We start from the raw sequence: 14345 nt of genomic DNA, 5'->3' as shown, positions 1-14345 counted from the left end.
CGCGAAGCGCGAACCCCGGAATCTCGAGCCTGGCTTGCGTGCTCCTCATGCCGGGATTCCGGGGTCAGCCCTCCGCGCAAAATGGCTTTGCCATTTTGTCGCGCCGGCTGCCCCGGAATGACGAGGAGTCATTTACAGCGTCCAGCCGCCGTCGATGCAGTGCGCGACACCGGTCGTGAACGCGCTCTCGTCGCTGGCGAGATAAACTGCCAGATGCGCGATCTCCTCTGCGGTGCCGAGCCGGCCCATCGGCTGCCGTGAGATGAAGGTCTCGAGGCCACCTGCACCGGCGGCCGCCGCCCGGCCCAGCATCGACGGCGTCTCGACCGTGCCGGGGCAGATGCAGTTGCAGCGGATTTGTTTGCCGACGAAGTCGGCGGCGACCGAGCGGGTCAGCGCTCCGACTGCGGCCTTGGTGGCGGCATAGACGTAGCGGTTCGGTGCCGCCTTGAACACGCCGGCGGCGGAGGCGATGTTGACGATCGCACCCCCACCCTGGTCGAGCATTTTCGGCAGGAAGGCCCGGATGGTGCGATGCATCGACTTGACGTTCAAGTCGAAGGAGAAATCGAAATCCTCGTCGGAGCAATCGAGGATGGTGCCGTGATGCACGAAGCCGGCGGCATTGAGCAGGATCTCGATCTTGCCGACCCGCTCGGCCATCGCATTCACGGCGGCCGTGTCGCGGACATTGAGAACAGCGGTCTCGGTGATGCCTTCGCTCTTCAGCGTGGCGAGACCCTTCTCGTCGATATCGGTCGCGAACACCGTGGCGCCCTCGCGGGCAAAGGCGATGGCGCAGGCGCGGCCGATGCCGGCTGCGGCTGCGGTGACAAAGGCGCGCTTGCCCTTGAGGCGGTCGGACATGGGGAGCTTCCTCGAATTTCTTGTCTCGAATTCTTTCGTCGTCATTCCGGGATGCGTGCGAAGCACGCAGGCCCGGAATCCATAACCACGATCGGGGAGTATGGATTCTCAGATGCGCAATTGCGCATCATAGCTCGCGCTTCCCGCGCCCCGAAATGACGCCGGTCGGCTAATGGTTGTGGCGCGCCACCCCGACCTTACCGGCGATGTCGTGATAGCGGGTGGCGAATTCCATGCAGGCGCCGGTGGCGTGCTGGCCCACGGTCTTGCGATAGAGCTCCTGCCACGGTGTCTGGTTGGCCGGATGCTGGAAGCCGCCTTTGGCCTTCAGCTCGGCGTGGCGCTTGGCGACCTCCTCGTCGGAGATCAGGATGTTCGCCGAGCCCTTGTTCAGATCGATGCGCACCCGGTCGCCGGTCTTCAGAATCGCAAGACCGCCGTCTGCCGCGGCCTCCGGCGACGCGTTCAGGATCGAGGGCGAGCCCGAGGTGCCGGACTGCCGGCCGTCGCCGATGCAGGGCAGGGACAGGATGCCGCGCTTGATGAGCGCAGCCGGCGGCTGCATGTTCACCACCTCGGCGCCGCCAGGATAGCCGATCGGGCCGGCGCCACGGATGAACAGCACGCAGTGCTCGTCGATGTCGAGTGCGGGATCCTCGATCCGGTGGTGATAATCCTCAGGACCCTCGAAGACGATGGCGCGGCCCTCGAAGGCGTTCGGATCCTTCGGGTTGCTCAAATAGCGGTCGCGGAATTCCGTCGAGATCACGCTGGTCTTCATGATCGCGGAATCGAACAGGTTGCCGCGCAGCACCAGGAAGCCGGCATCCTTCACCAGCGGCTTGTCGTAGCTCCAGATCACCTCGCCGTCGGGCTTGGGCGCTTCGCGGCAATTGTCGCCCATGGCGCGGCCATTCGCGGTGATCGCGTCCTCATGGATACGGTTGTGCCGCATCAATTCGTGAATGACGGCGGGTACGCCGCCGGCGCGATGGAATTCCTCGCCGAGATAGAAGCCGGCCGGCTGCATGTTGACCAACAGCGGCACGTCATGGCCGACTTTCTGCCAGTCGTCGATGTCGAGCTCGACCCCGATATGGCGCGCCAGCGCGTTGATATGGATCGGGGCATTGGTCGAGCCGCCGATCGCCGAATTGACCACGATGCAGTTCTCGAACGCCTTGCGCGTCAGGATGTCGGACGGCTTCAAATCCTCCCACACCATGTCGACGATGCGCTTGCCGGTCTCATAGGCAATCTGGCCGCGCTCGCGATAGGGCGCGGGGATGGCCGCGCAGCCCGGCAGCGACATGCCGAGCGCTTCCGCCAGTGCGTTCATGGTCGAGGCGGTGCCCATGGTGTTGCAATGGCCGATCGACGGCGCCGAGGAGGCCACGATCTCCATGAACTCCTCATAATCGATCTCGCCGGCGGCGAGCCGCTCGCGCGACTTCCACACCACGGTGCCGGAGCCGGTGCGCTGGCCCTCGTGCCAGCCGTTGAGCATCGGGCCGCCCGAGAGCACGATCGCGGGAATGTTCACCGTCGCCGCCGCCATCAGGCAGGCCGGCGTGGTCTTGTCGCAGCCCGTGGTGAGCACCACGCCGTCGAGCGGATAGCCGAACAGCACCTCCACCAGGCCGAGATAAGCGAGGTTGCGGTCAAGCGCCGCCGTCGGCCGTTTGCCGGTCTCCTGGATCGGGTGGGTCGGAAACTCCATCGCGATGCCGCCGGCGGCACGGATGCCCTCGCGGACGCGGTGTGCCAATTCGAGATGGTGGCGATTGCAGGGCGACAGGTCGTTGCCGGTTTGGGCAATGCCGATGATCGGCTTGCCCGACTGCAATTCGGCGCGGGTCAGACCGTAATTCAGGTAGCGCTCGAGATAGAGTGCGGTCATGCCCGGATTGGTGGGATCGTTGAACCACGCGCTGGAGCGCAGTTGACGCCGTACGCCGGTCATCGGCTTGTTCATGGTTCCTCCCGCACTGCACACATGCCCTGATCGTGTGCATCTTCACAAGTTGGCCAATGTCGCATGTCGAAAATCCGCACGCAATGTCAGTGACAAGAGGTCGCAACTTACGACTTTGATCCAACGACACCGTACGAAAATTCTGCTAAGACGCTTTGCAACAAAACCAAAGCTGCGGCAACGTCCGTGGCAAGCATAGCAAGTCCGTGGAGGGAACAGATCTATGTCGTCCGTGCATATTCGCGACGTCAGGAAGTCGTTTGGTGGGTTCGAAGTCCTGCACGGCGTGACCATCCCGATCGATGACGGCGAGTTCGTTGTCCTGGTCGGGCCCTCCGGTTGCGGCAAGTCGACCTTGTTGCGGATGCTCGCAGGGCTGGAAAACATCACCTCGGGCACGATCTCGATCGGCGAACGGGTGGTCAACAACGTCCAGCCCAAAGAGCGCGACATCGCGATGGTGTTCCAGAATTACGCGCTCTACCCGCATATGACGGTCGCCGACAATATGGGCTTCTCCCTGAAGCTGCGCGGCGCCAGGCCCGAGGATATCAAAAAGGGCGTGGCGCGGGCCGCGGAAATCCTGGCCCTCACCCCGCTGCTCGACCGTTATCCGCGCCAGCTCTCGGGCGGCCAGCGCCAGCGCGTCGCCATGGGCCGCGCCATCGTGCGCGACCCCCAGGTGTTCCTGTTCGACGAGCCTTTGTCGAATCTCGATGCCAAGCTGCGCGTGGCCATGCGCACCGAGATCAAGGAGCTGCACCAGCGGCTGAAGACCACGACCGTCTACGTCACCCATGACCAGATCGAGGCCATGACCATGGCCGACAAGATCGTGGTGATGCATGACGGCATCGTCGAGCAGATGGGCTCGCCGCTCGATCTCTACGACAAGCCGGACAACCAGTTCGTCGCCGGCTTCATCGGCTCGCCGGCCATGAACTTCCTGAACGGTCACTTGAAGGCCAACGGCCAAGCCTATGTCGAGACGGACAATGGCGCCAAGCTGCCGCTGGCCACGGCGCCCGCGGCCTCCGACGGCCGGCCGGTGGTCTATGGCGTCCGGCCGGAGCATCTCGAACTCGCCGGCGACGGCATCGAGGCCGAGGTCGTGGTGGTCGAGCCGACGGGATCGGAGACCCAGATCGTCGCCCGCATCGGCAGCCAGGACATCATCGCCGTGTTCCGCGACCGTCACGATGTCAATCCGGGAGAAAAGATCCATCTGCGTCCGCGGGCGTCGGCGGCGCATCTGTTCGACAAGGATAACGGCCGGAGGATTTAGCCGCCGGCCGTTCGACGCGACCACAACAACAAGCAGAATATTGCAATGGGAGAAAACTTCAGATGGCTGATTTCCTGACCGATCGGCGGTCTCTGCTCAAGGGCGGCGCGACCGTGCTGGCCGCGGCCGCGACCATGTCCAGCGAACAGCTGCTCGGCTATGCCAAGGCGTGGGCGCAGACGTCGCCCTGGAAGCCGGAGCCTGGCGCCAAGATCAACCTGCTGCGCTGGAAGCGCTTCGTCGAGGCCGAAGACGTTGCCTTCATGAAGATCGTTGACGCCTTCCAGAAGGCCAACAACGTCACGATCAACGTCTCCAACGAATCCTATGACGACGTCCAGCCCAAGGCCTCGGTCGCGGCCAATACCGGGCAGGGGCTCGACATGGTCTGGGGCCTCTACACGCTGCCGTTCCTGTTCTCCGCCAAATGCGTCGACATGACCGATGTCGCGGATTACCTCGGCAATAAATGCGGAGGCTGGACCGACTCGGGCAAGGCCTATGGCATGCTCGACGGCAAGTGGATCGGCATCCCGGTGGCCGCGACCGGCGGCCTCGTCAACTACCGCGTCGCGGCGATGGAGAAGGCGGGCTTCAAGGAATTCCCGAAGGACCTTGCTGGCCTTTCCGAGCTGGTGAAGGCCATGAACAAGAACGGCACCCCGGCCGGCATGGCGCTCGGTCACGCTTCGGGTGACGCCAATGGCTGGGTTCACTGGGCGCTGTGGGCCCATGGCGGCAACCTGATCGACAAGGACAACAAGGTCGTCATCAATTCGCCGGAGACGGCGAAGGCGCTCGAATACGTCAAGGGCCTCTATGACAATTTTGTGCCGGGCACGGCGTCCTGGAACGACTCGTCGAACAACAAGGCCTTCCTCGCCGGCCAGCTCTATCTCACCGTCAACGGCATCTCGATCTATGTCACGGCGAAGAAGGAGAACCCGCAGATCGCCGAGGACATGAATCACGCGCATCTGCCGGCGGGCCTCGACGGCAAGACCCGCGAGCTCCATCTCGGCTTCCCGATCCTGGTCTACAACTTCAGCAAATATCCGCAGACCTGCAAGGCATTCACCGCCTTCATGCTGGAGCCGGACCAGTTCAACCCGTGGATCGAGGCGGCGCAGGGCTATCTGTCGCACTTCCTCAAGGCCTACGACGCCAATCCGATCTGGACCGCCGATCCCAAGACCACGCCATACCGTTCGGTGGCGGCGACCGCGGTGACGCCGGCCGGCGTCGGCAAGCTCGGCGAGGCCGTGGCGGCCGCGATCGCCGATTTCGTCGTGGTCGATATGTTCGCGAACTACTGCACCGGGCGCGAGGATGTGAAGACCGCGATGGCCACGGCCGAACGTTCGGCCAAGCGCATCTTCCGGTGAGGGTTAGCCGCCGGCGCGCATGCTCGTGCGCCGGCGGTTCGCATTCGAGGTCGTAGGGTGGGCAAGGCGCGAAGCGCCGTGCCCACCGTCCGTCTTTTCCGAAGGCCGGTGGGCACGCTTCGCTTTGCCCGCCCGACGTTTCAAGTTGGAGCTGCTCTGGGAATGAGTACCGTTCAGACTTCGCTGCCCGCAGGTGCGGTGGCCTCAGGCGAGCCATCCTGGTGGTCGCGGCTGCAAACCAACCGTAACTTCATCGCGCTGTGGTTCATGCTGCCGGCGGCGGCCTTCCTGATCCTGTTCCTGGCCTATCCGCTGGGGCTCGGCGTCTGGATGAGCTTCACCGACGAGAAGATCGGCCGTACCGGCATCTTCGTCGGCCTCGAGAATTACGAATGGCTCTGGGACGATGCCATCTTCTGGCTCGCGGTATTCAACACGCTGCTCTACACCATCGTCGCGAGCGCCATCAAATTCGCTATCGGGCTCTATCTCGCGCTGCTGTTGAACCGGCGCATGCCGTTCAAGGCAATCATCCGCGCCATCGTGCTGATCCCCTTCATCGTACCCACGGTGCTGTCGGCGATCGCGTTCTGGTGGATCTACGACGCGCAGTTCTCGATCATCTCGTGGTCGCTGATCAAGCTCGGCATCATCAACCACAACATCGATTTCCTCGGCGATACCAATTGGGCGCGCGCCTCCGTGATCATCGCCAATATCTGGCGCGGCGTGCCATTCGTGGCGATCACGCTGCTGGCGGGCCTGCAGACCGTATCGCCGTCACTCTATGAAGCCGCCACGCTCGACGGCGCCACCAACTGGCAGCGCTTCCGCTACATCACCTATCCGCTGCTGACCCCGATCATCGCGGTCGTGATGACGTTCTCGGTGCTGTTCACCTTCACCGACTTCCAGCTGATCTGGGCCTTGACCCGCGGCGGACCGGTGAATGCGACCCATCTGATGGCGACCTTAAGCTATCAGCGCGGCATCATCTCGGGCCGGCTGGGCGAGGGCGCGGCGATCGCCACCGCCATGATCCCGTTCCTGCTTGCGGCGATCGCGATCTCCTGGTTCGGCATGCAACGGCGCAAATGGCAGCAAGGATCCGACCAATGACCGACACCATGCTGCAATCAAAGACGGCTGCGCAGGCCACCGTGAACGCGGCCGCGCTCGCCGCTTCCGACGACAGCGAAGGTATGAGCTATCTGGAGTCGCTGCCGCGACGGCTGGTCACGCTTTATCTGCCGCTGTTCGTTATCCTGGTCGTGCTCTTGTTCCCGTTCTATTGGATGGGGCTGACCTCGATCAAGCCGGACGAGCAGCTGATCGACATGAACACCTACAACCCGTTCTGGGTTGTGCATCCGACCTTCAAGCACATCCAAAAGCTGCTGTTCGAGACGCAATATCCGCGCTGGCTGTGGAACACGATGTATGTCGCGGTCGGCGCCACCACGCTGTCGATCATCGCATCGGTGCTTGCGGCCTATGCGATCGTGCGGCTGCGCTTCAAGGGTGCCGATACCGTCGGCATCCTGATCTTCTTCGCCTATCTGGTGCCGCCGTCGATCCTATTCATTCCGCTGGCCTCGGTCATCCAGGCCTACGGCCTGTTCGACTCGCCACTGTCGCTGATCCTGGTCTATCCGACGCTGCTGATCCCATTCTCGACCTGGCTGTTGATGGGCTACTTCAAGACCATCCCGTTCGAGCTCGAGGAATGCGCGCTGATCGACGGCGCCAGCCGCTGGCAGATCCTGGTCAAGATCGTGGTGCCCTTGGCGATCCCCGGACTCATTTCGGCCTTCATCTTCTCGTTCACGCTGTGCTGGAACGAGTTCATCTACGCGCTGACCTTCCTGCAATCGACGCCGAACAAGACGGTGCCGGTTGCGATCGTCAACGAGTTCGTCGATGGCGACGTCTACAAATGGGGCTCGCTGATGGCCGGCGCCCTGGTCGGCTCGCTGCCGCTCGTGATCCTGTACGCCTTCTTCGTCGAGCACTATGTGTCGGCGATGACCGGTGCGGTGAAGGAGTAGCAAAGGCGCGGCTCGTAAGTGAATGCAGATGGTGCCGCACGGGTGGTACACCCTCTCCCCTTGCGGGAGAGGGTGGCAGCCAAAGGCTGCCGGGTGAGGGGTCTCTCTCCGCGTAGACGGAATTCGCGGCACCAACCCCTCACCCAACCAAGTGTGCCGCGTGCAGCGGTGTAGCCCTCTCCCACAAGGGGAGAGGGCGCATTCATCCGCAGCGCTGATGTCGATCGCACAAGAAGACAAGAAGAATAGATAATAAAGGAGTATCCCCTTGCATATCCTGGTTCTGGGCGCGGCCGGCATGGTCGGACGCAAATTGGTCGAGCGCTTGGTGCGCGACGGCAGGCTCGGCAATTCCGAGATCAGCCGCTTGACCTTGCAGGACGTGGTGGCACCGACCAAGCCCGAGAAGGCCGGTTACCCGGTTGACACCGTCGCGGGCGATTTCGCCGTGCCCGGTTTTGCCGAGAAGCTAGTGGCCGGTCGGCCCGACGTGATCTTCCATCTCGCCGCGATCGTCTCGGGCGAAGCCGAGCTCGATTTCGACAAGGGCTACCGCATCAATCTCGACGGCACCCGGATGCTGTTCGATGCTGTTAGACTGGTCGGCGATGGCTACAAGCCGCGGCTGGTCTTCACCTCCTCGATTGCGGTGTTCGGCGCGCCATTCCCCGACGCGATCGGCGACGAGTTCTTCCACACGCCGCTGCTCAGCTACGGCACCCAGAAGGCGATCGGCGAGCTGCTGTTGGCCGACTACACCCGTCGCGGCTTTTTCGACGGCGTTGGCATCCGCCTGCCGACCATCTGCATCCGTCCTGGGCTGCCGAACAAGGCGGCCTCCGGCTTCTTCTCTAATATCCTGCGCGAGCCGCTCGCGGGGAAAGAGGCCGTGCTGCCGGTGTCCGAGGACGTCCGCCACTGGCACGCGACGCCGCGCTCGGCGGTCGGCTTCCTGCTGCATGCCGCGACCATGGATACTGCGAAGATCGGCCCGCGCCGCAATCTCACCATGCCCGGGCTGTCCGCGACCGTCGGCGAGCAGATCGCTGCGCTCAAGCGCGTGGCCGGCGAGACGGTCGCCGCCCGGATCAAGCGCGTGCCCGACCCCTTCATCATCGGCATCGTCGATGGCTGGCCGCGCAATTTCGAGGCCAAGCGCGCCCGCGAGCTTGGTTTCACCACGGAAGAGCATAGCTTCGATGACATCATCCGTATTCACATCGAGGACGAATTGGGTGGAAACTTCGTCGCCTGATTTGCGCTCGATTTGGTTCTTGGGAGGAACATCATGACAGCCAGCATCGTGGGGTGGGCCCATACGCCGTTCGGCAAGTTCGACGCCGAGACGGTGGAGAGCCTGGTGGTGAAGGTCGCCAACGAGGCGATCGCCGACGCCGGCATCGCCGCTGGCGACGTCGACGAGATCGTGCTCGGCCATTTCAATGCGGGCTTCTCGCCGCAGGATTTCACCGCCTCACTGGTGCTGCAGGCCGATCCGGCGCTGCGCTTCAAGCCGGCGACCCGCGTGGAGAATGCCTGCGCCACCGGCTCGGCGGCCGTGCAGCAGGGCCTCCGCGCCATCCAGGCCGGCGCGGCGAAGATCGTGCTGGTGGTCGGCGTCGAGCAGATGACGCGTACGCCGGGGCCTGAGATCGGCAAGAACCTCTTGAAGGCGTCCTATCTGCCGGAAGACGGCGACACGGTCGGCGGCTTCGCCGGCGTGTTCGGCAAGATCGCGCAAGGCTATTTCCAGAAATATGGCGACCAGTCGGACGCGCTGGCGCTGATCGCGGCCAAGAACCACAAGAACGGCGTCGCCAATCCCTATGCGCAGCTGCGCAAGGATTTCGGCTTCGACTTCTGCCGCTCCGAGAGCGAGAAGAACCCCTATGTCGCCGGTCCGTTGAAACGCACCGACTGCTCGCTGGTCTCCGACGGCGCCGCCGCTTTGGTGCTGGCCGATGCGGAGACGGCGAAGAGCATGCGCAAGGCGGTGAACTTCCGCGCCACCGCGCACGCCCAGGATTTCCTGCCGATGTCGAAGCGCGACATCCTGCAGTTCGAAGGCTGCACCGTGGCGTGGCAGCGCGCGCTGGAGAAGGCCGGTGTGCAGCTTTCTGATCTCTCCTTCGTCGAGACCCATGACTGCTTCACCGTTGCCGAACTGATTGAGTACGAGGCGATGGGCCTCACGCCGAAAGGGCAGGGCGCCCGCGCCATCAAAGAGGGCTGGACGCAGAAGGACGGCAAGCTGCCGGTCAATCCGTCCGGCGGGTTGAAAGCCAAAGGCCACCCGATCGGCGCCACCGGCGTCTCGATGCATGTGATGACCGCCATGCAGCTCCTGGGTCAGGCGCCCGAGGGCATGCAGCTGCCCAACGCCCAGCTCGGTGGCATCTTCAACATGGGCGGCGCGGCCGTCGCCAACTACGTCTCGATCCTGGAGCCGGCGAAGTCGTAAGCTCCGATCTCCGCAGCGGCCGTCCCGGTGTAGGTCGAGACGGCCGTCTTCTGTATCCTCCGAGCCGTGACGGCGCGAGCCTCGGCAGGTTTTTCGTAACCGGCATGAGCTTCCACGTCGCAGCGTCACCGCAATTCATGTCTCGTGCAGATGCACCGGTCCAAAGGGTGAGCGGTACTCGGGAGGCTGCTAAGGTGTCGAATGACATTCAGGTTGGGGACCGTGTGAGGCTGCTTGGCTTGCCTGATTGGCTGGTGCATGACTTGCCCGCGAGCGAGCAAGCGGAAATGCGCAGCTTTGTTGGCCAATCATGTGAGGTGAGTGAAATTGACGCTTATGGCTACTACTGGCTTGGATTCGGTACGACTGTCGAGGACACAGATGTCGCTTACTATAGTGGCCACTCATTCGGAGTTCCGCGAGAGTTCATTGAACGAGACCCAGCGGACAAGCCTCGCCCGTAAAGGTCGCACCTCATGCTTAATCAAGCAATGCGAGGACGATCGCGGGTGCGGCTGGCTGTTCGTCGATGACAGCCGGCTGAAGAACCGGCGCTGGTGCTCGATGGGCGATTGCGGCAATGTCGCGAAAGCGCGCCGTCACCGGGCTCGCGCCGTCGCAGCAGGCCGGCATTGAGCCGGTTAGTCTCGCCAGACTGTCTCCTCGGTCCAGCCCAGCTCGACGAATTCCGCCGCCCGCAGCGGGGCTTCGTCGGCGGCGAAGAACTCGTCGAGTTGCGGCGGAGCGATGCCCGTTCCTGACAGCATCGCGTGCGCCTGGCCGCGATGATGGATGTCGTGCTGGAACAGATGCATCAAGACTCGGTCGCAGCGTTCGGTCTGCACCCGCGTGCCGCGGTTGATCCGGACCGTGTGACTGAGCCTCTCGGGAGTCAGCGCATCGCAGAAGGCGATCAGGCGCCGATCCATCGCTCCTTGTGCGCGTCTGAGGTCCGCGAGCAGGGGAAACGGCAGTTCGTTCTGCCACGCCGCGGGTCCCAGCCATCCGCCTTCGAGCGCATCGATGTAGAATAGGTCGATGATGTAGATATGGTTCAGCGTGCGCTGCAGGCTCGGGAAGAAGCCGGTGCGCTCGGCTGCGAATTCGTCGCCGCCGAGCTTCTCGCACGCTTTGAGCAGCCGGTGATTGGCCCAGGCATTGTTGTAGGCGAAGGCGCGAAAGGTCAGGACGAGATCGGGGGGCATCGGTTGCTCTCGATAGAGGTGCCGGCGTCAGCATAGGCTGCTTCGATCGAGAACGCAGGTTGCGAAATGGACGCAGCTGGCATGCCGGAGGCCATCGTGGAGGCCCGATTTGTCCGGTGGCCGGAATGATGTCCTCGCTGCTGGCGACAGACGCATACCCCCATACGCCGGCCGTGCTTGATCTCGCCGCCGCGCTGCCGTTAGCTCGCAGGCAACAAACACAGGGAGCCGACGTCACCATGGGACCGCTTGCGGGCATCAAGGTCATCGACATGACCACCGTGTTGATGGGGCCTTATGCCACCCAGATGCTCGGCGATTACGGCGCCGATGTCGTCAAGGTGGAGCCGCCGGAAGGCGACATCACCCGCCAGGTCGGGCCTTTCAGGCATCCCGGCATGGGGCCTGTCTATCTCAATACCAACCGAAGCAAGCGGGCGATTTGTCTTGATCTGAAGAACCCCGCGGGACGCGAGGCGGTGCTGCGGCTGCTCAGGGATGCCGACGTTCTCGTCTACAATGTCCGGCCGCAGGCGATGGCGCGCTTGAACCTCGGCTATGATGTCGTCGCCAAGATCAATCCGCGGCTGATCTATGCCGGCGTGTTCGGCTTCGGCCAGGACGGGCCCTATGCAGCCAAGCCCGCCTATGACGACCTGATCCAGGGTGGGGCAGGGCTCGCGCATCTGATGGCGATCGGCGGCGATGGCACGCCGCGCTACGTGCCGAACGCGCTGGTCGACCGCATCGTCGGGCTCACGGCCGTCGGCGCGATCTGCGCCAGCCTGGTGCATCGCGACCGTACCGGGCGCGGTCAGCGGCTCGACATCCCGATGTTCGAGACCATGACCGGCTTCGTGATGGGGGACCACATGGGCGGGCTCACCTTCGAGCCGCCGCTCGACAAAGGCGGCTATGCGCGGCATCTGTCGCGCGACCGCAGGCCGTACCAGACCGCCGACGGCCATATCTGCGTGATCGTCTACAACGACAAGCAGTGGGAGGCCTTCTTCGTAGCATCCGGCCGCACCGATCTGCGCGACGATCCTCGCTTCACGACGTTCGCCGGCCGCGCGGCCAATATCGACGCGGTCTATGCGGAGCTTGCGCGCATCTTTCTGACCCGCACGACGGCCGAATGGACCGAGCTTCTGGCGAAGGCCGACATTCCTGTCATGCCGATGCATACCCTCGAAAGCGTCCTGCAGGACCAGCATCTGGTCGCGACCGATTTCTTTCCCGTCGTGGAGCATCCGACCGAGGGGCCGATCCGCAGCATGCGGGTATCCGCGACATGGTCGGAGACCAAGGCTGAGCCGCCGCGGCCGGCGCCCCGTCTGAACGAGCACGGCGAAGCCATCCTGCGCGAGCTCGGATTTTCATCTGACGAGATCGCCGAGATGATCCGCGACGGCGTGACGACGGCTTCACCAGCCGCAAAGGAGTGAGACGATGGACTTCGCGCTGACCGCGAACCAGGAAGCGATCCGAGACGCGATCGCCAGGATCTGCGCACGCTTCGACGATGCCTATTGGCTCGAAAGGGACAAAGAGGGCGGCTTTCCGGCCGACTTCCATAAAGCGATGGCCGAGGCCGGCTGGCTCGGCATCTGCATCCCCGAAGACTATGGCGGCTCGGGGCTCGGCATCCTCGACGCCGCGATCATGATGCGCACCATCTCCGAGTCCGGCGCCGGCATGTCGGGCGCGTCGGCGATCCATATGAACGTTTTCGGGCTCAATCCGGTCGTCGTGTTCGGCACCAGGGAGCAGTGCGCGCGCATGCTGCCCGGCATCGTCGATGGCCGCGAGCGCGCCTGCTTCGCGGTGACCGAGCCGAATACGGGGCTCAACACCACGCAGCTGAAGACACGTGCGGTGCGCAAGGGCGACCGCTATGTCGTCAACGGCCAGAAGGTCTGGATCTCGACGGCGCAGGTCTCAGAAAAGATCCTTCTGCTTGCGCGCACCACGCCGCTCGATGAGGTCAAGCGCCCGACCCATGGCTTAAGCCTGTTCTATACCGACTTCGATCGCAGCCGCATCACGGTGCACGAGATCGAAAAGATGGGCCGCAAGGCGGTTGATTCGAACGAGCTGTTCTTCGAGGATTTTGAGATTCCGGTCGAGGATCGACTGGGCGAGGAGGGGCGCGGCTTCGACTACATCCTGCACGGCATGAATCCGGAGCGCATCCTGATCGCCGCCGAAGCGGTCGGGCTCGGCCATCTGGCGCTGTCGCGCGCCGCCGCCTACGCGAAGTCGCGTAATGTCTTCAATCGTCCGATCGGCATGAATCAGGCGATCCAGCATCCGCTTGCCAAGAACTGGATGGAACTCGAATCAGCATGGCTGATGACCCTGCAGGCCGGCTGGCAATATGACCGGGGAATGGCCTGCGGTCCTGCGGCCAACAGCGCGAAATATCTGGCGGCGGAGGCCGGGTTCCACGCCTGCGAGCAGGCGGTGATGACCCATGGCGGCTTTGGTTACGCCAAGGAATATCACGTCGAGCGCTATCTTCGCGAATCACTGATCCCGCGGATCGCGCCGATCAGCCCGCAACTGATTCTCAGCTTCATCGCCGAGAAGGTGCTCGGCCTGCCGAAGTCGTATTGAGATGTTGATCTGCCATCACAGCGTCATTCGCGCCGCAGCGCAAAACAGCTTCGCCATTTTGTCGCCACGATGAAACCGAGTCCGATGAACCAGGGAATGACAGAGGATTTGGATGCCGGTGAGCAGCGACATCACCGATGTCGCATTCCAGCTGTGATCTGCGCCCCGGGTGCCGGGGCGGAACGATACGCCATACGCAGCTCTTCGTCCCGCCCCGTATCGCAGCGTGCGCGCGCGATACCCGTTAGACGCTTTACGCTTACTCGTTACGCTTACTCTTTACACTTACTCTTTACGCATACGCATACTTACTAACGCAGGACTCGTACTTACTCCCGAATGAGCCGCGACGGCTCACGCCTCATCTTTCCGGCGATGAAAAAACTGATACGCAGAACCCCCAAACAGAGCTTCATGGCCAGTAGAAGAGGACGCTGGCGATGACGAGCAACGCCGTCACCGCCAGCATGTGCGCAAGTGCCTCCGACGTCGCCCTCTTT

The 14345-nt window shown here is 63.3% G+C and carries 12 protein-coding genes; 9 read left to right on the top strand and 3 right to left on the bottom strand.

Annotated features, from left to right (window positions below; all coding sequences use genetic code 11):
• Positions 1-132: 132 nt before the first annotated feature.
• Together ACQR1W_RS04255 and ACQR1W_RS04250 are read right to left on the bottom strand one after the other, a co-directional pair.
• Positions 133-867 (bottom strand): SDR family oxidoreductase, encoded by a 735-nt coding sequence (locus tag ACQR1W_RS04255; protein WP_434849623.1) that lies wholly within the window; start codon positions 865-867, stop codon positions 133-135.
• A gap of 169 nt (positions 868-1036) precedes the next feature.
• Positions 1037-2842, bottom strand: coding sequence for an IlvD/Edd family dehydratase (locus tag ACQR1W_RS04250; RefSeq protein WP_434849622.1), 1806 nt, complete (start codon positions 2840-2842; stop codon positions 1037-1039).
• Between the two features lie 223 nt (positions 2843-3065).
• Here ACQR1W_RS04250 and ACQR1W_RS04245 point away from each other — a divergent pair, with 223 nt between their 5' ends.
• The 7 genes from ACQR1W_RS04245 to ACQR1W_RS04215 all read left to right on the top strand — a co-directional run bounded on the left by ACQR1W_RS04245 (position 3066) and on the right by ACQR1W_RS04215 (position 10657).
• Positions 3066-4127 carry an ABC transporter ATP-binding protein gene (locus ACQR1W_RS04245; RefSeq protein WP_008969185.1) on the top strand — a complete coding sequence of 354 codons (1062 nt, stop codon included), beginning with the start codon at positions 3066-3068 and terminating at the stop codon, positions 4125-4127.
• A 62-nt stretch (positions 4128-4189) separates the two neighbouring features.
• Entirely contained in the window at positions 4190-5512 is a 1323-nt protein-coding gene (locus tag ACQR1W_RS04240) for an ABC transporter substrate-binding protein (RefSeq protein ID WP_434849621.1), read from the top strand.
• Positions 5513-5674: 162 nt separating this feature from the next.
• Entirely contained in the window at positions 5675-6631 is a 957-nt protein-coding gene (locus tag ACQR1W_RS04235) for a carbohydrate ABC transporter permease (protein WP_008969183.1), read from the top strand.
• Entirely contained in the window at positions 6628-7560 is a 933-nt protein-coding gene (locus ACQR1W_RS04230) for a carbohydrate ABC transporter permease (RefSeq protein ID WP_434849620.1), read from the top strand. The genes ACQR1W_RS04235 and ACQR1W_RS04230 overlap by 4 nt, the downstream gene beginning before the upstream one ends.
• A gap of 268 nt (positions 7561-7828) precedes the next feature.
• Positions 7829-8815 carry a D-erythronate dehydrogenase gene (denD, locus tag ACQR1W_RS04225; protein WP_434849619.1) on the top strand — a complete coding sequence of 329 codons (987 nt, stop codon included), beginning with the start codon at positions 7829-7831 and terminating at the stop codon, positions 8813-8815.
• A gap of 33 nt (positions 8816-8848) precedes the next feature.
• Complete coding sequence (locus tag ACQR1W_RS04220) at positions 8849-10021, top strand: acetyl-CoA acetyltransferase (protein ID WP_434849618.1); 1173 nt, start codon at positions 8849-8851, stop codon at positions 10019-10021.
• A 336-nt stretch (positions 10022-10357) separates the two neighbouring features.
• Complete coding sequence (locus ACQR1W_RS04215) at positions 10358-10657, top strand: CGNR zinc finger domain-containing protein (RefSeq protein ID WP_434849726.1); 300 nt, start codon at positions 10358-10360, stop codon at positions 10655-10657.
• A gap of 5 nt (positions 10658-10662) precedes the next feature.
• On the opposite strand, the gene ACQR1W_RS04210 is transcribed toward ACQR1W_RS04215, so the two are convergent.
• The gene (locus tag ACQR1W_RS04210) at positions 10663-11226 is read right to left on the bottom strand and encodes a DinB family protein (protein ID WP_434849617.1); all 564 of its coding nucleotides are present in this window, start codon (positions 11224-11226) and stop codon (positions 10663-10665) included.
• Between the two features lie 239 nt (positions 11227-11465).
• Between ACQR1W_RS04210 and ACQR1W_RS04205 the strand changes: the two genes are divergently transcribed.
• Positions 11466-12674: a CaiB/BaiF CoA transferase family protein gene (locus ACQR1W_RS04205; RefSeq protein ID WP_434849616.1), complete on the top strand. Its 1209-nt coding sequence runs from the start codon at positions 11466-11468 to the stop codon at positions 12672-12674.
• A 4-nt stretch (positions 12675-12678) separates the two neighbouring features.
• Complete coding sequence (locus ACQR1W_RS04200) at positions 12679-13845, top strand: acyl-CoA dehydrogenase family protein (RefSeq protein ID WP_434849615.1); 1167 nt, start codon at positions 12679-12681, stop codon at positions 13843-13845.
• Positions 13846-14345 lie beyond the last annotated feature (500 nt).

It is taken from the genome of Bradyrhizobium sp. HKCCYLS1011 (genome assembly GCF_051167795.1).
Lineage (GTDB): Bacteria > Pseudomonadota > Alphaproteobacteria > Rhizobiales > Xanthobacteraceae > Bradyrhizobium.
Note: the sequence above shows the minus strand (reverse complement) of the source record. Positions and strands in the feature narration are given on the sequence as shown.